16 protein-coding genes are annotated in these 18130 nt (G+C 66.6%); 6 read left to right on the forward strand and 10 right to left on the reverse strand.

Going from position 1 to position 18130, the window contains the following annotated elements; genetic code table 11:
* Positions 1–377: 377 nt before the first annotated feature.
* From ACQR1I_RS01895 to ACQR1I_RS01905, 3 genes are read right to left on the reverse strand one after another with little or no spacing between them, the layout of a single operon-like run.
* Positions 378–1124: an SDR family oxidoreductase gene (locus ACQR1I_RS01895; protein WP_434865488.1), complete on the reverse strand. Its 747-nt coding sequence runs from the start codon at positions 1122–1124 to the stop codon at positions 378–380.
* Between the two features lie 3 nt (positions 1125–1127).
* The gene (locus ACQR1I_RS01900; protein WP_434865489.1) at positions 1128–2459 is read right to left on the reverse strand and encodes an FAD-binding oxidoreductase; all 1332 of its coding nucleotides are present in this window, start codon (positions 2457–2459) and stop codon (positions 1128–1130) included.
* Between the two features lie 9 nt (positions 2460–2468).
* Positions 2469–3896: a UbiA family prenyltransferase gene (locus tag ACQR1I_RS01905; RefSeq protein WP_434865490.1), complete on the reverse strand. Its 1428-nt coding sequence runs from the start codon at positions 3894–3896 to the stop codon at positions 2469–2471.
* 137 nt (positions 3897–4033) lie between these two features.
* On the opposite strand from ACQR1I_RS01905, the gene ACQR1I_RS01910 reads away from it, so the two are divergent.
* Positions 4034–5626, forward strand: a complete 1593-nt coding sequence (locus tag ACQR1I_RS01910; RefSeq protein ID WP_434865491.1) for a hypothetical protein — start codon at positions 4034–4036, stop codon at positions 5624–5626.
* A gap of 28 nt (positions 5627–5654) precedes the next feature.
* On the opposite strand, the gene ACQR1I_RS01915 is transcribed toward ACQR1I_RS01910, so the two are convergent.
* Positions 5655–6221 carry a hypothetical protein gene (locus ACQR1I_RS01915; protein WP_434865492.1) on the reverse strand — a complete coding sequence of 189 codons (567 nt, stop codon included), beginning with the start codon at positions 6219–6221 and terminating at the stop codon, positions 5655–5657.
* A 218-nt stretch (positions 6222–6439) separates the two neighbouring features.
* Positions 6440–6613: a hypothetical protein gene (locus tag ACQR1I_RS01920; protein WP_434865911.1), complete on the reverse strand. Its 174-nt coding sequence runs from the start codon at positions 6611–6613 to the stop codon at positions 6440–6442.
* Between ACQR1I_RS01920 and ACQR1I_RS01925 the strand changes: the two genes are divergently transcribed.
* The 3 genes from ACQR1I_RS01925 (at position 6530) to ACQR1I_RS01935 (ending at position 11282) form a co-directional block, all read left to right on the forward strand.
* The gene (locus ACQR1I_RS01925; RefSeq protein ID WP_434865493.1) at positions 6530–6925 is read left to right on the forward strand and encodes a GFA family protein; all 396 of its coding nucleotides are present in this window, start codon (positions 6530–6532) and stop codon (positions 6923–6925) included. The two genes, ACQR1I_RS01920 and ACQR1I_RS01925, sit on opposite strands and share 84 nt — an antisense overlap.
* Before the next feature lie 104 nt (positions 6926–7029).
* A complete protein-coding gene (locus tag ACQR1I_RS01930; RefSeq protein WP_434865494.1) occupies positions 7030–8286 on the forward strand; it encodes an aminopeptidase in 1257 nt (418 codons plus the stop codon).
* Between the two features lie 206 nt (positions 8287–8492).
* Positions 8493–11282, forward strand: a complete 2790-nt coding sequence (locus ACQR1I_RS01935; RefSeq protein WP_434865495.1) for a methyl-accepting chemotaxis protein — start codon at positions 8493–8495, stop codon at positions 11280–11282.
* Positions 11283–11370: 88 nt separating this feature from the next.
* On the opposite strand, the gene ACQR1I_RS01940 is transcribed toward ACQR1I_RS01935, so the two are convergent.
* The gene (locus ACQR1I_RS01940) at positions 11371–11835 is read right to left on the reverse strand and encodes a DUF4399 domain-containing protein (protein WP_434865496.1); all 465 of its coding nucleotides are present in this window, start codon (positions 11833–11835) and stop codon (positions 11371–11373) included.
* 332 nt (positions 11836–12167) lie between these two features.
* Between ACQR1I_RS01940 and ACQR1I_RS01945 the strand changes: the two genes are divergently transcribed.
* Complete coding sequence (locus tag ACQR1I_RS01945; protein ID WP_434865497.1) at positions 12168–12620, forward strand: cupin domain-containing protein; 453 nt, start codon at positions 12168–12170, stop codon at positions 12618–12620.
* Here ACQR1I_RS01945 and ACQR1I_RS01950 read toward each other — a convergent pair.
* Positions 12617–13435: an MBL fold metallo-hydrolase gene (locus ACQR1I_RS01950; RefSeq protein WP_434865498.1), complete on the reverse strand. Its 819-nt coding sequence runs from the start codon at positions 13433–13435 to the stop codon at positions 12617–12619. The genes ACQR1I_RS01945 and ACQR1I_RS01950 overlap by 4 nt on opposite strands.
* 111 nt (positions 13436–13546) lie before the next feature.
* Here ACQR1I_RS01950 and ACQR1I_RS01955 point away from each other — a divergent pair, with 111 nt between their 5' ends.
* Positions 13547–14467: an alpha/beta fold hydrolase gene (locus tag ACQR1I_RS01955; RefSeq protein ID WP_434865499.1), complete on the forward strand. Its 921-nt coding sequence runs from the start codon at positions 13547–13549 to the stop codon at positions 14465–14467.
* Between the two features lie 6 nt (positions 14468–14473).
* Here ACQR1I_RS01955 and ACQR1I_RS01960 read toward each other — a convergent pair whose 3' ends face one another.
* From ACQR1I_RS01960 to ACQR1I_RS01970, 3 genes are all read right to left on the reverse strand, one after another.
* Entirely contained in the window at positions 14474–16000 is a 1527-nt protein-coding gene (locus ACQR1I_RS01960) for a permease (protein WP_434865500.1), read from the reverse strand.
* Positions 15997–16746 carry an ABC transporter ATP-binding protein gene (locus tag ACQR1I_RS01965; protein WP_434865501.1) on the reverse strand — a complete coding sequence of 250 codons (750 nt, stop codon included), beginning with the start codon at positions 16744–16746 and terminating at the stop codon, positions 15997–15999. Before ACQR1I_RS01965 ends, ACQR1I_RS01960 begins: the two co-directional genes overlap by 4 nt.
* 195 nt (positions 16747–16941) lie before the next feature.
* On the reverse strand, positions 16942–17718 hold the full coding sequence (locus ACQR1I_RS01970; protein ID WP_434865890.1) for a transglutaminase-like cysteine peptidase: 777 nt from the start codon (positions 17716–17718) through the stop codon (positions 16942–16944).
* Positions 17719–18130 lie beyond the last annotated feature (412 nt).

Raw genomic sequence — 18130 nt, forward strand, 5'->3', positions numbered from 1 at the left:
CGCACGGTCAAGTCGCGCGGTCCTGACATCCCGACGCTGATGTCAACTCACGGCGGAGCTTTGCTTCGCCTGGGGATGGTGGCCAGAAAGCCCGGCGCACCAGGGAGAACGCGAAGCAGCCGTTAGACCATCGCGCAGGGAAGGCCGGGTGAATCCGGCTGCACCTGTGGTTCTGCCGCCTGCATTTTTTTCGCAGGCGGGCCGCAGGCGCCAGTCGGCGCCTGGCCTTCCCTGCGCCCTCTCGCAGTTCGAAGAGGGTCTCGTCTCTCATAGCTCGGGCCATCCTGCCGCGAGATCGATCCGTCATGTCGTGATGCCGTTCGAGAGCAGACATGGATACGACGCGGGAGGCGGACCTCAGGCTGTGGCTTCGCCCATCACAGCTTCAGCCGCTTGAACAGCGCTTCGGGGATCAGCTTGATGATCGTCATCACCAGCCAGAATCGGCGGCCGACATAGATCACGTCGCGCGGGCTCTCCTCGGCGGCCGCGAAGATGTCGGTGGCGACGCGTGCGGGGCTGACGGTGAGCGGCGCCGGCAGCTTGAGATGCGCGGTCATGCGGGTGCGCACGAAGCCGGGCTTGACGGTGACCACGCGCACGTTGCCAGCGAGCGCCATGCGGTTGCGCAGCCCGGACAGGAATTGCGAGAAGCCGGCTTTGGCCGCGCCATAGACGTAGTTGGAGCCGCGGCCCCTGTCGCCGGCCACCGAGCTGACGCCGACGAGGGTGCCGGAGCCGCGTGCCGCGAAAGCGTTGGCGAACAGCCCGAGCAGCAGGCTCGGCGCCTCGAAATTGGTGCGCATGATCATCGCGGCGTGGGCGAGGTCGTGCTCGGCGCGGCCTTGGTCGCCGAGCTCGCCGATCATCGAGATCACGGTGTCGGGCAGGGTGGAAAAATCCTCGACGAAGCTCGCGAGCGCCGCGGTGTCCAGCACGTCGATCGCATGCACGGCGACCTCGGTGCCGGTGCGCGCCTTGATGTCGTCGGCGTTGCGCCGCGCAGCTGCCGTGTCGCGCGCCGCGAGCGCGACCTGCCAGCCGCGTTCGGCATAGCGCAGCGCGGTGGCATGGCCGATGTCGGAGCTGCCGCCGATCACGAGCACGGTCTTCGAAGGAGTCATGGCTCAGATCCCCAATCGGGCCGAGAGGTGAGAGACGAGCTTGTCGGTCGCACCGATGCGGCGGCGGATGTCGCGCAAGGCCTCGAGCCCGGCATAGCCCGCGGTGAACGTGGCGCGCGACTGACGCGCGTCCTTGGCGAGATAGATCCGGCCGCCCGCTGCCGCGACGATGGTGTCGAGCTCGTCGAGGAAGCCGAACAGCGAGTCCTGGACCGGAAAGTCCATCGCCAGCGTGTAGCCGCGCAGCGGGAACGACATCAGGCCATGGCTGTCGCCGAGCTGCTTGAGCACGGCGAGGAACGAGGCGCTGCCGCGGCGCGCGACGCGATCGAGGATCTCGGCGAGCACGCTGCGCGCCGCATCGGCGGGGATCACGCATTGATGCTGCAGGAAACCGCGCGGACCATAGATGCGGTTCCAGTGAGCGATACTATCGAGCGGGAAGAAGTAGGGATCCCAGTGCACCAGCTGCGGCGTCGGCTGCCGCGCACCGCGGCCATAGTAGAGCGCGTTGAAGGCGCGCACCGTCAGCGGGTTGAGCGCGAAGCTGGGCACGATGGCCGGCATCGTCGGGCCGGATCGGCGCTGCGGCGGGAAGGCGTCGCGGGCCGGCGCGAAGCGGTCCTTGTCGGCCGGGCTGGCGTGGTCGGCGGCGTAGATCAGCGAGCGGCCGAGCGCGGGTCCGCGGGCGAGGCAGTCGATCCAGGCAACGGAATAGGTGTGGCCGGCCGTGGCCTCGAGGGCGGCGATGGCGGCGTCGAGATCGGCGGCGACATGCGTCTCCTGCACCAGCCAGCCGGTGGTGATCGGCATCAGGCCCAGCGTCGCCTCGACGATGATTCCGATCAGGCCCATGCCGCCGATGGTGGCGTGAAACAGCTCCGGCTGGCTGTGGCGCGAGCAGGTGACGATCTCGCCGCTCGGCAGCGCCAATCGCAGCGCGATCAGCTGATCGCCGAAGCCGCCGTCGCGGTGATGGTTCTTGCCGTGCACGTCGGCCGCGATCGCGCCGCCCACGCTGACGAATTTGGTCCCGGGCACCACCTTGAGGAAGTAGCCGCGCGGTACGAAGGCCGCGAGAATGTCCGCGATGGTGACGCCGGCTTCGACGGTGAGCTCGCCGCTCGCCGGATCGAAGCTGCGCATCCGGTTCAGGCCGTTCGACGACATCGTCGCCGCCATGCCGATCGCGGCATCGCCATAGGCGCGGCCTTGGCCGCGCGCGACGACGCCGGTACGGCCGGCGAGCAGCGGGGCAACGGCGTCGAGGCGCAGCGGCGCCAGCGGCTCGGTTGGAATGCGCGGATAGTTGCCCCAGCCGGCGAGGTCGCTCATGGCCGTGTGCTACAGGGCGGCGAACATGATCGCGCCCATGCTGCCGAGGGCGAGCCAGCTGACGCGGTCCTTCAGCGCGAAGATGACGGGATCATCGTCGATCAGGCCGCGCCGGGCGAACAGCATCACGCGCGCGATCCAGTACATGAGGATCGGACAGCAGGCCCACATGATCTGCGGGTGGCTGTACAGCGCCCGTACCGTGTCGGAGGAGATGTAGAGCGTGAAGATCACCACGGCATTGAAGCCGGCCGCGGCAGCCAGAATGGCGATCATCGACAGGTCGTCCGGCTGATAGTCGCGCGACATTGGCCGGTCGCCGCTGCTGCGGCGGTCGAGCTCGACGTAGCGCTTCACCAGCGCCAGCGCCATGAAGATGAACAGCGAGAAGGCGAACAGCCATTCCGACATCGCAACGCCGATCGCCACGGCGCCGGCGACCACGCGGATCGTGTAGAGCACGGCCAGCGTGACCACGTCGACCAGAGCGATGCGCTTGAGGCGGAACGAGTAGGCGGTGGTGAGCGCGAGGTAGCCCGCGAGGACGCCGAGGAACGGCGGCGAGATCGCGGCGGCGGTGGCGACCGCTGCTGTCAGCAGGATCGCCATGGTCGCAATCGCCTGCACCGGGGCGATCGCGCCGCTCGCGATCGGGCGCTCGCGCTTGGTGGCATGGGCGCGGTCGGCGGTGACGTCGAGCAGGTCGTTGAGGATGTAGGCCGCGGAGGCGCCGAGCGAGAAGGCGAGCGCCGCGAACAGTGCCGTTATCATTGCGCCCAGGCTGAATTGATGCGCGGTCAGCAGCGGCACCAGCACCAGGGCGTTCTTGGCCCACTGATGTACGCGCAGCAGCCTGGCCCAGACGCGCCAGCCGACGGCCGGCGCGGCGGCCAGCGGCGCAGCCGCCGCGGATCGGCGCCGAATGGGCGTGGCCCCGTCCGGCAGCGCATCGGACTCCTGGCCGAGATAGTCGAAGCCCTTGCTCCAGGAGTGCAGCAGGCTGAGCGCTTCCGGATCGAGCCGTGCGCCGTTCTCGGTGGCGGACCAGGCGGTGAACACGCCGAGATGCTGGGCGATGGCGCCGACCAGCGTTCCGTCATAGTGGTCGGATGCGAGATAGACCGGACGTCCCTCGCCCAGCGCCTTGAGCATGGTGCCGACGGTCTCGGTGTCATAGGCGAGCCGGGCCGGATCGAAATGCGCCGAGATCACCAGGCGTCGCTTGAATTCGACCGGGCCGCGCAGCACTGCGGCGGCAAGGGCAAAAATGGCCGAGGGGTGATGCGCGAGCTCGGACCAGATCGCCTCGCTCGACAGGCTGGTCTGTGCCAGCACCGCGTCGACATCGACGATCAGCGGGCGCCCGGCGCGCGGTTGCGCGTCACGGCTTGCGCCGGCATGAGCCGGATCGATCGTGTCGGAATAGGGAAGAGGCATGTCTCACCGCTCGTGGCGCCGCCGTCATCCTGCGGCGGGCTTCCCTAAGATCGTGTGAACCAAAAGCGATGAGATCGAACACGGAAAGCCGGCGCTAAGGATTTTCGGCCATGGATGCGCAGTCAGCAGCACGAGCGATGAATTCGACCGCCCTTTCAGCCCCCAAACTGCTCCGCATCGCCGGCGCGCTGCTTTGCATCGGCATTTCAGCGGCGTTCGCGGCGCGTTCGGTTAACGATCCGTTGTGGGCCGACGAACTGCTGACGGTGCATCTCCTGCAGGCGGCCAGCTTGCGCAAGCTGTGGGACGGCATCGCGCTCGGCATCGACGGCAATCCGCCGCTGTATCTTACGGCGGCCTGGCTTCTCACCAGATGGTTGCCGGCGTCGGTGTCCGTGGTCACCGTGCTCAAGCTGCTCAATCTCGCACTCGTCGCCGCTGGCCTCGCTGCGCTGTGGCATCTCGGCCGACGGGTGGCGTCCGCCGCGGCCTGCTGGGGCGGTGTTCTCATTCTCGTCACGCTGAACGAGAACCTGCTGTTCGCGGCCTTCGAGCTCCGCACCTATGCCTTCTATTTCGCCGCCGCCGCGCTCACCGCCCTGCTGCAGCAGCGGCTCATGGAGCACGGCCGGCCGCGCGACGTGCTCGGCCTCGCGCTCGGGTTTGCCGCGCTGTCGCTGTCGCACACGTTCGGTATCGTCTATGCCGGCTGCATCGCGCTGGCGGGGTGGCTGAGCCGGCCGCGCGACACCGCCGCGCTGCGCAGGATGCTGTCGGCGTTTGCTCCCTCGGTGATCCTGATGCTGGCCTGGAGCCCGGTGCTGCGTGAGCAGCTGAAGGTCGCGAGCCCCTATGGCTGGATCACGCGGCCGGGCTGGACTGATCTCGCCGAGGTGCTGTTCTCCTCGCAGCTGATCTTGGTGATCAGCCTGCTTGCGGCACCGTTCGTAGCCGCGACGGCCGTCACTCTGTTGCGGCGGCAGCAATTGCGGCCAAGGACGATCCTGGTCGCCGAACCGTGGCAACCGCTCCGCTATGTCGTACTCGTCGCCGCCGGCTTCACCGGCTTCGCGCTGTGCAGCTGGCTGGTGTCGCTGATCGCATTCCCGATCGTCGTCACGCGATTTTTCACGCCGCAGCTCGTGGTCTCATTCATGGCCGGAGTCGTGCTGAGCGAATGCATGCTCGCTGCGGCAACCCGCCGGCGTGCGGTGGTGATGTCGGTCGGCCTCGTACTCGCCGCGCTGATGCTGCGCAACGTCGTGGATCATGCGGCCACGCCTGTCCACGGCAGGTCGGTCTGCGCCGACGCGAGCGGCGGCTTTTTCGAGCGTGCCCTGGTGACGGGCGACTTGCCGGTGATCACCGACTCGCCGCACGTGTTCCTGCCGCGGATCGCCTACGCGTCACATCGCGACGCCTACCGCTTCGCGCTCGATTGGGACGTGGTCCTGAACTATCCGGACCGGTCGCGCGGCAATGCCGTCGACTATCACATCCTGCAGGGCCTGCAGACATGGCTGCCGATGCCCCAGGTGATGACCACGGCGGACATCCTGCGGGACAATCGTCCGTTCCTCGTGCTCGAAACCCCCGCGCGCAGCTGGTTCGTGCAGCTGCGGGCGACGCATCGGGTCGAGGCCGAGATGCTGGCACAGAGCGCCAGCGACGCGCCCGGCGAGGTGACCTGCACCTTGTGGAAGGTCACCCGCGCCGAGGCCGCGCGCTGAACGGAGCGGTGGCGTGATGGTCGCCCTGTTAGTTGAAGGACATCGGCGAAGGGCTCCCCGTCCAGCTAGAGGGCACCATGTTGCGTGCAACGCGCCGCAACGCCGGCGCGCGGGCCTGCCGCGTGACGCTGGACGCAGCTCCGTACATGGCCGAGCCGCCGTTCGGGTTCACGATCGTGTAGCCCGCGATCGAGCGCGGATGCTCGCGGGTGACGTGGCCGCCGGAATTGCCGTCATGCACGTACCAGACGTTGCCGGCGACCTGCTGCTGCAGGATCATGACATGACCGGAGCGAACCGCCGCCATGCCCGGTGCAGGTGCGGCGCGCGGAAAGCGGCGCCAATTGGCGGCCAGATTGAGCTCGGGAATGACGCGGCCAAACGTGTAGAGCGATGCCTCACAGCCGCAGAACGCGTGCGGACATCCCGACGGCCGGCCACCGACGACGCGGCCTTCGCCCGGGATCGAGGCCATCGCATTCATCACGGAGTGGTGACGGTACGAATAGTGATGGTGATGATGGTGGCGAGGACGCGCCTCGGCTTGAACGGAGAGAGCCAGCAATGCGGCGACGACAACAACTACGCGGTACATTCGGAGGACTCCTGTACACTGTGAAATCCCCCTGCCGCGCGCCAATCAACCGCCAAACGTGTCCTCAACATGGCCGAATCGCCCACGAGCCATGCAAATGCGGGAGCAAGCTGCCCGCTGGAACCTGGTTCCAAACGAACGCAAGTCATTGACTCCTGGATTCAATGGAATGAAGCGCTTACTACCTTGGATGTACTAATGAGAGCTACGACACGTAGTCAGGTTTTGATGGCCGCCGACATCCATCCTGTTAGCTCGTCGAGCATCATCGCGGCCGAAACGAACGACCCCTTGGAACGGGAGATGGAATGACGATTTTTCGTGGCAGTTGCCTGTGCGGTGAGGTCGCCTTCGCGGTCGATGGACCGCTCGACAGGTTTCTCAATTGTCATTGTTCGCGCTGCCGCAAGGCGAGCGGGACGGCGCATTCGTGCGAGGTGATCGTCGACGCCGCCGCGCTGCATTGGCTCAAGGGCGAAGACCGCGTGACGCGCTTCGACCTGCCCCAGGCACGCAGCTTCGCCACGGCATTCTGCGGCAGATGCGGCAGTCCGATGCCGCATCTCACGCGCAGCGGCCGTGAGGCGATCATTCCCGCCGGCGGCTTCGATCAACCGCTCGGCGCGACGCCCGACCGCCATGTCCACTGGGCCTCGCGCGCGGACTGGTACGTTAATGGTGAGGGATTGCTGATGGAGGATTGACGCGAGCGCGTACGGCACGGGCGGACGGCCTTCTGCCATTGACGCTCTTCTCGATTGGCTTATCTCTGATGAATCGCAAAGCAACCAAACTGGATACCGCCCTGATGACCGCACATGCCCGCAACTTTGATGCCGCCATCGATCCCGTCAAGCTCGACCGCCTCGCCGAGGTGGCGGTGCGGGTCGGCCTGCAATTGCAGCCGGGGCAGGATCTGTTGCTGACGGCGCCCTCCGTCGCGCTGCCGCTGGTGCGGAAGGTGGCGGAGCATGCCTACAAGGCTGGCGCGGGCATCGTGACCTCGTTCTTCTCCGACGAGGAACTGACGCTGGCGCGCTATCGCTTCGGTCATGATTCGAGCTTCGACCGCGCCGCCGACTGGCTCTATCAGGGCATGGCCAAGGCGTTCTCCGAAAACACCGCGCGGCTCGCGATCGTCGGCGACAACCCGATGCTGCTGTCCGGGCAGGACCCGTCCAAGGTCGCGCGCGCCAGCAAGGCCAACTCCAAGGCCTATCAGCCGGCGCTGGAGAAGATCACCAATTTCGAGACCAACTGGAACATCATCGCCTATCCGAGCGCGTCGTGGGCCAGGCTGGTCTTCCCCGACGTGCCCGAAGAGGTCGCGGTGGCGAAGCTGGCCGATGCGATCTTCGCGGCGTCGCGCGTCGACCGCGAGGATGCGGTGTCCGCCTGGGAGCGTCACAACGCGGTGCTGCGCGAGCGCACCGAATGGCTCAACGGCCAGCGCTTCAGCGCGCTGCACTACACCGGCCCCGGCATGGATCTGACGATCGGTCTCGCCGACGGTCACGAGTGGGAAGGTGGCGCTTCCACCGCGAAGAACGGCATCGTCTGCAACGCCAACATCCCGACAGAGGAGGTGTTCACGACGCCGCACTGCCGCCGCGTGTCCGGCCACGTCGTCAGCTCGAAGCCGTTGTCCTATCAGGGTACGCTGATCGACAACATCCAGGTCAAGTTCGAAGAGGGCCGCATCGTCGAGGCCAAGGCGTCGAAGGGCGAGGAAGTCCTGAACAAGGTGCTCGACACCGACGAGGGCGCGCGCCGGCTCGGCGAGGTGGCGCTGGTGCCGCACTCGTCGCCGATCTCGAAGAGCGGCCTGTTGTTCTACAACACGCTGTTCGACGAGAACGCGGCCTCGCATATCGCGCTCGGCCAGTGCTACTCGAAGTGCTTCGTCAACGGTACCTCGCTGTCGCCGCAGCAGATTGCCGCCCAGGGCGGCAACCAGAGCCTCATCCATATCGACTGGATGATCGGCGCGGCCGAGACCGACATCGACGGTGTCCACGCCGACGGCCGCCGCGTGCCGGTGTTCCGCAAGGGCGAGTGGGCCTGATCTCAAACGCGGCCGGCGGCTCATCACTCCATGAAACCGCCGGCTGCACGTTACTGTGCGTACGTTGCTTTGCTACTGAACAAAGACCGTAAATCTACTGCACTCATTGGTTGAATATTTGTTGTCTACGCGTCTTGATTAGCTCGTCATTAAGCACGACCGATAAGATTGACCCCTGTTGCTCAATTGATTCACAGGGAACGACAATGAGTGCCTCGCTCGCCGCCCCGGCACAGGGTCGGATTCGTTTTGGGCTGAAAGGCCAAATTCTTTGCCTGGGCGTCGTCGGTGTGGCGATCATCGGCTGCCTCTATCTCACGGGCCTGTCGATCGAACGCCGCAGCCAGCAGATTGCAGATCGCGTCGCGACCTTGGCCGGCTTGAGCGGCGGCATCTGGGAAGGGCTGCTGCAGGCCCGCGGGACTGCAACGGAATTCCTGCAGAAGCCGTCAGACGCCAAGGTCGCCGCGCATGAGCAGATCGTCACGTCGATCGGGTCGCGGCTTGAGCGTGTGGACGCCGTGCTCGCGGCGGCGCCCGATGACGAAACGGCGCGGCAGACCGCGTCGATGCGCCAGGCCATCACCGGCTATGCGACGCTGTTCGCCAATGTCGTGGCCGCGCAAAAGGGCATCGGCTTCGACGAGAATGACGGGCTCCAAGGGAAGCTGCGCGGCGCCGTCCGTTCGGTCGAAGCGCAGTTGACCAAACATGATCAGCCGCGCCTCGCTGTGCTGATGCTGATGATGCGCCGGCACGAAAAGGATTTCATGCTGCGCGGCGATCCGAAATACGGCGACGACCTGCGCAAGCGCGTCGACGAGTTTGGCATTGAGCTCGCAAAGTCCGAGCTGCCGGACGCCGTCAAGGCCGAGATCATCAAGCTGATGGATGTCTATCGCACGAGCTTTCTCGCTTACATGAGCGGCCAGACCAAGCTGCTGGGCGAGGCTGCGGAGCTGACGCGGCACTATGAGAGTGTCAGTCCGACGCTGCAAGCCATCAGGTCGGCGGCGGACCAGCGGCTCGGAATCGTCAAGACCGAGCTGGCCGGTGTGAAGGACACCGTGTTCTGGTCGATCTGCGTCACCGTGCTGATCACGGCGGCGGCGGCGTTCATGTTTGGCCGCTGGCTCGCAGCGCCGTTACTGAAGATGGCCCGCGCCATGGAGCGGCTGGCGCAGAACGATCTCGATGTCCGCCTGGAGCCGGTGAAACGCCGCGACGAGGTCGGCCAGATCTCGCGTGCACTCGGCATCTTCCATGGCAAGCTGCTGGAGAACCGACGGCTCACCGAGGAGCAGGCCCGGGCCAAGGAGGTTGCCGAGCGCGAGCGCAAGAAGATGTTCGCCGAGATGTGGGAGCTGCTCGAAACCGACCTCGATTGCGCCGTCGCCGAGGTCATGACCATCAGCGGCGACGCCTCGACCCGCAGCGCGCAGGCGGTGTCAGACGCGAAGACGATCGCGACTGAGGCCGGCATGGTGGCCGATGCGTCCGCGCGCGCGAGCAGCAACGTCACCACGGTCTCGAGCTCGGCTGAAGAATTGTCGGCCACGGGGCGGGAGATCGCGCAGCGGGCCGCCGAAACCGCGGAGCTCGCCAGCCGCGCCGCAAGGGAAGCGCAGCAGGCTGGGTCTACGGTCGCTGCGCTGAGCGATGCGGCCGAGCAGATCTCCTCGGTCGTCAGTACCATCGCCGAGGTGGCGGCGCAGACCAACCTGCTGGCGCTCAACGCCACCATCGAGGCGGCGCGGGCGGGCGAGGCCGGTGCCGGCTTCGCGATCGTCGCGCACGAGGTCAAGGCGCTGGCGCGCAAGACCTCCGAGGCCGCCGACGACATCGCCCAGCGCATCGATCGCATCTCCACCGCGACCACGAATTCCACTGCCGTGATCAGCAAGATCAGCGCGGCGATCGGCAGCATCGACGGCGCCAGTGCGGCGATGGCCGCCGCCGCCGAAGAGCAGGAGGCGACGTTGCGCGAGGTGGCGCGCAGCCTCGCCGAAGCCTCGTCGGGCGTCGCCATGGTCGCCGAGAAGGTCACCCGCATCTCCGGCCGCTCGACCGAGATCGAGCAGCAGACCCAGACCGTGTCGGAGCTCGTGAACGGCACCAATGGCCGGGTCTCCGAGCTGCGCGCCAATCTGATGGTGTCGTTGCGGACCTCGAGCCTCGGCGACCGCCGCTCCTCGGACCTGCGCCGCCCAGTCAGCATCGCCGCGCGGCTGCACGGCAGAGGCGGCCACGTCGACGGCACCCTGCTCGACATCTCCGGCGGTGGCCTGCGCTTCCGTGCCGGGATGGACGTGGTCGGCCTGGCCGAGCAGCAGCAGGTCAAGGTGGAATGCGCAGCGCTCGGCTCGGCCGAATGCGACATCGTGGCGATCGGCAATCGCGACGTCCATCTCAGCTTTCGCGACCTCTCCCGGGCACAGCGCGACGCCGTCGATCGGCTGCTTGCCGAGCTCGATCTCGCCGAGCAGGCGCATGTCGACGCCGCGCTGGAGGTCGCCGGCAAGATCGCGGCGGCGATCGAGCAGTCGATCGCTTCGGGTGAGAGCTCGGTCGCGCAATGGTTCGATTTCAACTATCAGCGCATCCCGGGCACCGACCCCGAGCAGTTCGATGCGCCGTTCACGGCGCTCTGCGATCGCCTGCTGCCGCCGTTGCAGGAGGCCGCGCTGGCGGCTGATCCGAATGTCGTGTTCTGCGTGGCGATCGACCGCAACGCCTACATTCCCACCCACAATCGCAAGGTCTCACAGCCGCAGCGGCGGGGTGAGCAGGTCTGGAACGTCGCGAACTGCCGCAATCGCCGCTTCTACAAGGACCGCGCCGGGATGGCGGCCGCACGGACGCTGCACGGCCACCTCGCGCAGCGCTACGAGCGCGATATGGGGGGCGGCGTGACCGTGCCGTTGAAGGAGATCGACGTGCCGATCCGCATTAGGGACCGCCATTGGGGCGGGCTTCGGCTTGCATTCAGGGAGTAGAGGAGCGAGCGATCGGACGATCGGGACGAGGCGATGGCGCAGCCCGCAACAATGCAGGCCGCGCCGGCCCGTCTTTGTTGCGACCTGTTTATTGCGACTTGGCCTGCGTGGTGGGCTCGACCGTGATGGTGATCCGCTCGGACATCACGGGCTTGTTGTGCGGGATATGGCTCCAGTCGCCGAGCACGAGCTGCAGCGTGTGCTTGCCCGGCGCGAGGTTGACCGACGCTTCGGTCTGGCCCTTGCCGAAATGAACGTGGCCGGTGTCGACCGGGATGGCCTCGTTGAGCGCGTCGCCTTCGAGCGCTGGCGCGTCGATCAGCAGGTGGTGATGCCCGGTGTTCGGCGCCTCGGTGCCGGACGGCGCCACGCCCATGCCGGACAGGCCGAAGCGGATCAGGACCGGCGAGGAAACCGTATCGCCGTCCTTGAGGTTGATGAAGTAGGACTTGGCATTGTCGGGCGCAGGCGTTTCGCCGGCCATGACTGCCGAAGTGGTTGCAATGGTGGCGGCGGACAGCGTGAGGGCGATGGCGAGGCTCAGTCGGCGCATCCTGGGAAATCCTTGTCTCTGCGGCGGCGGAAAATCTTTAAAGGTGACGGCACGATGCCAGATGGATCATGCGTCGCTAAGGGCATGACCGCATCTTGCAGTGCGGCCGAACAGTAGATCAGAAGGTTTGGCGAGGCCGCGAACAAAATGCGGCGTTCGCGTGACGTTTATAGCGCTGGCGTGGTTGTGATGCGACGGCAGGTCGCGGGTATCAGCTCAAATCTTAATGATCGCGGCAAGCGGCCATTAGGCGCAACCCGGCTACGGTCGCAGGCTCATGCCGGCGTCCATCCGGCCTTTTCAGTCCATGCATTCTGTAGTCGAGGTTTGCGATGTCCCCGTCCTTGATCGAAACCGCCAATCTCGCCGTCGACCTGACGCCGGCCCCGATCGAGCCGTCCTGGATCATCGAGGGCAATCCGACCGCGACCTCGTGCACCGTCGCACGCAGCAGCGACGGCCTGGGGTCGACCATCGTCTGGCACTGCACCGAGGGCAAGTTCAACTGGTACTATGATTTCGACGAGACGATCCTGATCCTGGAAGGCGCCATCGTGCTGGAGAGCGAGGGCATGCCGCCGAAGCGTTACGGGCCGGGCGACGTGATCTTCTTCCGCGATGGAGCGCATGCCAAATGGCACGTCGAGGGCCACGTCAAGAAGCTCGCCTTCTGCCTGAAGACCCAGCCTTACGTGCTCGGCCTCGCGGTGCGCGTGCTCAACAAGCTCAAGCGCATGTTCCTGACACCCGAAGGTCGCCGCGGCGCCAGTCTCGCGGGCGCCTAAACGCCATCGAGGATGATCACGGTCGGCATCGACGGCAGCAGTTCGCGCGACATCTTCAGGGTCCGCTCGGCGCGGCGGTCGATCTCGAATTGCTGGCCGATCTTGCGCATGAACTCGTCGAGCGGCGTAGCGAAACGGTGCATCGGCAGCACGACTGATGCGCGCAGCCGCTTGGTGATCTCGGAGATGCCGTCGAGCGACATCGTATAGGTGCCGTCGATCGGCACCATCACCACGTCGAGCCGCCCGATCGCCGGGAAATGCGTTTCGTCGAGCTTGACGTGCAGATGGCCGAGGTGGCCAATGCACAGGCCGGCGACCTCGAAGATGAAGATCGAATTGCCGTCCTTGATCATGTCAGCGCCCATGGAGTCGCTGAAATAGCGGCGGATGTCGGTGGTGATGTTGCGGATCAGCACGTCGCCGATGCGCTCGAACACCTGGGCCGGCTTGCCGTCATCGCCCCAGCCGCGCAGCACGTGCGGGATGCGCGGATCGGGCGCCAGCGTGTAGTGCGTCGAATGCGCCCGGTTCATGGTGATCACGTCAGGTAGGCGTCCGACCTGATAGGCGCCGCTGTAGTCGGTTGCGATGCGGATGCCCATCGGCGTGTCGATGAAGTAGGTCGAGTGGCCGGCATAGGTGATCGTCACCTCGTTGCCGGCTGCGGCCGCCTGCCGCAGGCTGACCGGCATCGCGCGGGGTGGCCCGCCGGCCATCGCCAGGCATTCGCTGGTCCGGGGCCCGGATCGCGCCAGCGCGGGCGATGCAAACGAGACCAGAACGGCAAGCAGCGAGACCAGCGAGCGCAGCATGGCGGTTCCTCTTCGACGGCACGTCCCAGTGTAGCGTCAAAAGCGGATCAGAACTATCCTCCTTGCAAAGCCCGGCGACAGGTTTGGGCATCGCGAACGTGGGAGGATGTCATGACCGATCGGGGCGGATCGTCGCAGGCGTTGCAGCCGGTGCGGACAATCGATGCCGGGGTGCTCAGCATTGCCTATGCCGAGCTTGGTCCTGCCGATGGTCCCGTCGTGATCCTGCTGCACGGCTATCCCTACGACATCCACTCCTATGTCGACGTCGCGCCGCGGCTCGCGTCGCAGGGCTGCCGGGTCATCGTCCCCTATGTGCGCGGCTACGGACCGACCCGCTTCCGTGATCCGTCGGCGCCGCGCTCGGGCCAGCAGGCGGCCGTTGGGGCCGACCTGATCGCGCTCATGGATGCGCTGGCGATCCCGCGCGCGGTGTTCGCGGGGTATGATTGGGGTGGACGCGCCGCCTGCATCGGCGCGGCGCTGTGGCCCGAGCGTTGCCTCGGCCTGGTCTCGGTGAACGGCTATCTGATCCAGGACATCGCCAGCGCCTTGGAGCCTGCGCCGGTGCCGCGCGAGTTTGCGTTCTGGTATCAATGGTACTTCCAGACCGAGCGCGGCCGGGCCGGGCTCGCCGCCAACCGCGCCGAGATTGCGCGCCTGCTCTGGCAGCAATGGTCACCGAATTGGCGCTTCGACGACGCGACCTTCGCGCGCTCGGCCGCGGCGTTCGACAATCCCGACCACGTCGACGTCGTGATCAACAGCTACCGCCACCGCTATGGACTGGCGGACGGCGACCCGCGCTATCAGGAGCTCGAGCGCCGGCTGGCGGCGCAACCCATCATCGACGTGCCGACCATCACGATCGATGGCGACAGCGACGGTGTGATCCCGGCGACGGACGGCCGGGCACACGCCGCGAAGTTCAGCAACCGCATTGCCCATCGCGTGATACCGCGTGCCGGTCACAATCTGCCGCAGGAGGAGCCCGAGGCGTTCGCCGCGGCGGTCATGGAGCTGCTGCGCTGATCGCCGTCACGTCCGCGCCGGGCTGAGCCTCCAGGCGGCAAACAGCAACGCTGCGGTCATCAGGCCGCAGATCAATGCGGCTTGCGGCAGCGCGAGTGCCAGCGCGGCCGTTGCTGCCCAGCCGATGGAGGAGAACGCCTCGGTGAACGTCGCGAGCCGCGACGAGGTCTGACGGCGGCGGAATTGGCTGCGCCGGGCCTGGATGCGGAACCACAGCTGGATGGCGGTGGACGAGATCGTGGCGACCAGAACGGCGGCTGCGGTCACCAGCGCCTGCGAGGGGGCGATCCAGCCGAATGCGAGCACCAGCGGCGCGAAGATCACGGCGATCGTGATCAGCACGACCTCGATCTTGGCGCGCACTACGCGTGCACTCGTCAAGGGTGCGGTGGCGACCAGTTCGGGAGCGTCTTCGCCGGAGATCGTGAGCCAGGCGAGGCCGCCGGCGAGTTGGCCCGCGGCCATCACGATAACCGGCGTGATCAGGATGACGGCCTGCGACGTGTCGGAGTAGCTGCGCCACAGCAGCAGCGCCGGCGGCACGAGATACAGCAGTTGCATCAGCGTCTGCGAGATCAGCCAGGGATCGCGCCGCAGCAGCACGAACTCCTTGCGTCGCAGCGCCTGTTGCCGCGATCCGCTGCGAAACGCTCTGATACGGGCTCCTGCGCGGTTGGAGACACCCTGGGCCGCCGCGCTGATCGCGGTGTCGGCGAAGCGCGGCGAGAACACCGTCATCACGAGGCCGAGCAGCAGCAGGCCGCTGGCGAGCAGGACCAGCAGCGCCTGTCCGTCACCGAGCGCCGCGCGGGCCGGCAGCCAGACGAGACTGTCCGGATCGGGCGCGATCGCGGCCGCTGCGTCCGAGGTGAGGACGGCGAAGCGCGACAGCGTGCCGTAGGATACGATCGCTGCAATCTGCAGCACGATCACGAAGCCGGCGCCGATCACGGCCGCCAGAATCTGGGCGACGAGCCGCGTGCGTGCCGCGCCGATCAGGCGAAACAGGATGATGGTGATCGCGATCGCCAGCGCCGCCGCAGACAGGCCGATGGCCGCGACCACCACGAAGGCAGCCAGCCAGCGCACGCCGCCTTCGATCAGCAGGACATCGATGAACGGCGTCGCCAGCAGCAGCGCCATGCTGGTGACGGACAGGGCGATGGCCGCGATCCGGACTGAGAAAATCTCCGCGAGGCGCACCGGTGACGACATGATCAGATCGAGATCGGCGCGGGCGTAGAATACGCGCGTGACCGATTCGATGGCCTGCGACAGCATCAGCGCCCACGACAGCATGATCGTCGCGGTGATGACGATCAGCGAGGTCTTGTCGAGCGGCGGCTGCAGGTCGGCGTAGCGGCCGACGACGGCCCAGGCCGGCAGATGCATGACGGCGCCGAACAGCAGCAGGCCGATGATGGCGGCGCGCGTCCGCCGGCGCCTGCCAGCGGTGATCATGCCGAGCCATTCCCGCCAGGCGAGTCTGAGCTCGTGACGGGCGAACCAAGCGAGCGTGGCCGTCCGGGTCATGCCGCCGGCTCGACGTCGACTAGCGCGATGAACAGCTCTTCCAGGCTGGTGTCGTTCTGTCCGTTCTGCTGACGCAGTTCGGCCAGTGTTCCCTCAGCCACGAGACGCCCGGCCGCGATGACCCCGATGCGGTCGGCCATGCGCTCGGCAACCTCCAGAATGTGGGTCGTCATGATCACGGTGCCGCCGCGGCGGACCCGTTCGGCCAGCAGTCCCTTGACGTGACGCGCGGACACGGCATCGAGGCCGGTGAGCGGTTCGTCCAGGATGATCAGTTGCGGATCGTGCACCAGCGCGCCGGCCAGCGCCACCTTCTGGCGCATGCCCTTGGAAAAGCCCTCGCAGCGTTCGTGCAGGTGGCGCTCGAGCCCGAGCGAGATCAGGAGCTCCTGCGCGGTCCGGCTGGATGTCGCGGGATCGATGCCCCAGAGGCCGGCGACGAATTCGAGATATTCGAGCGGGGTGAGCTTGTCGTAGATCATCGGCTCGTCGGAGACCCAGGCCATCACCTGCTTGGCGGCGATCGGCTCGCGCAACGCATCGATGCCGAAGATCTCGACGCGACCGGCGTCCGGGCGCAGCAGGCCCGCCACCATGCGCAGCGTCGTCGTCTTGCCGGCGCCGTTCGGGCCGACCAGCGCGTAGAACTCACCCGCGCGCACCACGAGGTCTAGTCCATCGACCGCCGGGCGCTCGAAACATTTTGTTAATCCTCGCACGGCGAGGGCAGGGCTGTCCGGGGTCATGGCCGCTCGTTCGGTTCGCGTCTGCAAATTGGACGCAACTCCTTGCGGCGCGGTGAACGGCCGCCGGCTGCGATCCTTGGGCGCCATCCCTGCCGGCTGTTCCCGCCGAAACCGGCGCGTGCCGCTCGGAGTGGAGTACATCACATCGTAGCGTCGGAATCACGCTCTGGGAGAGGGGGGCCAGCGCACACTCGTTCAGTTGGACGAGGCAAAGCGCCGGGTCGCCGTCCCGCCGGAGTCCGTCCCGGCGAGGGTCATGTCCGCCGCCAGCGTGGGCTCCTGCAAGCTCGAGATGCTCACCTCGTCGAACACGAACAGCGGCCGGATCTGTCGCGCGTCGCTGTCCTGAACAAGGGCCATGCGCTGATTGTCCAGCATCAGCCAGCGTCCATCGAGGCGGGCCGCGGTCACGGCATGGTCCTCGCCCCTGATAGCATCGCGAAGGATCACGATCCGCAGATCGTCGGCGGCGACACCGGCCAGCCGCAGCGCAACGAACTTGGCGATCGCGTAATCCTCGCAATCACCGGCACGGTGCTCGAACGTCTGCAGAGGAGAGCTCCACACGTCCATCTCGCCATATTCGGCAGAGTCGCTGGTGGCGCGAATGGCGAGGTTGATGGCGCGGTTGATCTCACCGAGCCGGGCGCGACCGTCCCGGGCGCGACCCTGGTCGACGATGGCAAGCAGGCGCAGGGCTGCCGATGATGCGCAGTGCTCGCGATCTCCATCGCACAAAGCGAGCTGGACGCGCTCATCGTCCAGCCGGTTGACGAGTTGCTGCCACTTGCTCCTCAGCGGGCCCGGTCCGAGGTCCAGCCGCAACAGGCCGAACGGCTCTGCGGCGCGCTCGAGGGTCGTTGCCAATCCCAATGGCTGCCCGACCGGCCCGGCGGCAACCGGCCCGGCGGTCCAGGCGGCGGCACTGGTTGCCAGCAGCACACACCAGCGGATCAACGCGTGACTGTTCATTTTGACGCCCTGCGCCGGATCTCTGCTCACGCGGTCTCACGCCTGAGGGAACCGGATCGTTGGCCGCAGCATCGGGCGGGGGACCTTGGGGTCCGCTTAATTTCCGCGCTTTCCGGGCGGAATCCGAACAATCCTGCTGAACGTTGTGTTGCGCCGATGCGACAAACTCTAACGAAAGGACCGAGTTGGACCCGCCAAAGGTCGCAAGACTGGGAACAATTCACGTCCAAGTTGCGTGCTGCTGACCGCGCAGAGTTGCGGCCGTACGCGTTACAATCTGTCAATTGCTGTTGGCGCGAACACACACCGACACTTGAATTTCGCTGATAACGCCAGGTCGGTGGCGACAGCGTGGTCGCGCCAAGTAAAACGTATATAAGTATTACTTATTTTGACTATCGAAGCGCGATTT

The organism is Bradyrhizobium sp. HKCCYLS2038 (assembly GCF_051167655.1).
Lineage (GTDB): Bacteria > Pseudomonadota > Alphaproteobacteria > Rhizobiales > Xanthobacteraceae > Bradyrhizobium.

Excerpts from the sequence above, each read along its gene's own strand:
- ACQR1I_RS01925 (WP_434865493.1), top strand. The coding sequence starts at position 6,530 with ATGACGATTTTTCGTGGCAGTTGCCTGTGCGGTGAGGTCGCCTTCGCG.
- ACQR1I_RS01935 (WP_434865495.1), top strand. The coding sequence starts at position 8,493 with ATGAGTGCCTCGCTCGCCGCCCCGGCACAGGGTCGGATTCGTTTTGGG.
- ACQR1I_RS01910 (WP_434865491.1), top strand. The coding sequence starts at position 4,034 with ATGAATTCGACCGCCCTTTCAGCCCCCAAACTGCTCCGCATCGCCGGC.
- ACQR1I_RS01960 (WP_434865500.1), bottom strand. The coding sequence starts at position 16,000 with ATGACCCGGACGGCCACGCTCGCTTGGTTCGCCCGTCACGAGCTCAGA.
- ACQR1I_RS01940 (WP_434865496.1), bottom strand. The coding sequence starts at position 11,835 with ATGCGCCGACTGAGCCTCGCCATCGCCCTCACGCTGTCCGCCGCCACC.
- ACQR1I_RS01915 (WP_434865492.1), bottom strand. The coding sequence starts at position 6,221 with ATGTACCGCGTAGTTGTTGTCGTCGCCGCATTGCTGGCTCTCTCCGTT.
- ACQR1I_RS01920 (WP_434865911.1), bottom strand. The coding sequence starts at position 6,613 with ATGACAATTGAGAAACCTGTCGAGCGGTCCATCGACCGCGAAGGCGAC.
- ACQR1I_RS01900 (WP_434865489.1), bottom strand. The coding sequence starts at position 2,459 with ATGAGCGACCTCGCCGGCTGGGGCAACTATCCGCGCATTCCAACCGAG.
- ACQR1I_RS01955 (WP_434865499.1), top strand. The coding sequence starts at position 13,547 with ATGACCGATCGGGGCGGATCGTCGCAGGCGTTGCAGCCGGTGCGGACA.
- ACQR1I_RS01950 (WP_434865498.1), bottom strand. The coding sequence starts at position 13,435 with ATGCTGCGCTCGCTGGTCTCGCTGCTTGCCGTTCTGGTCTCGTTTGCA.
- ACQR1I_RS01905 (WP_434865490.1), bottom strand. The coding sequence starts at position 3,896 with ATGCCTCTTCCCTATTCCGACACGATCGATCCGGCTCATGCCGGCGCA.
- ACQR1I_RS01930 (WP_434865494.1), top strand. The coding sequence starts at position 7,030 with ATGACCGCACATGCCCGCAACTTTGATGCCGCCATCGATCCCGTCAAG.
- ACQR1I_RS01965 (WP_434865501.1), bottom strand. The coding sequence starts at position 16,746 with ATGACCCCGGACAGCCCTGCCCTCGCCGTGCGAGGATTAACAAAATGT.
- ACQR1I_RS01970 (WP_434865890.1), bottom strand. The coding sequence starts at position 17,718 with ATGAACAGTCACGCGTTGATCCGCTGGTGTGTGCTGCTGGCAACCAGT.
- ACQR1I_RS01895 (WP_434865488.1), bottom strand. The coding sequence starts at position 1,124 with ATGACTCCTTCGAAGACCGTGCTCGTGATCGGCGGCAGCTCCGACATC.
- ACQR1I_RS01945 (WP_434865497.1), top strand. The coding sequence starts at position 12,168 with ATGTCCCCGTCCTTGATCGAAACCGCCAATCTCGCCGTCGACCTGACG.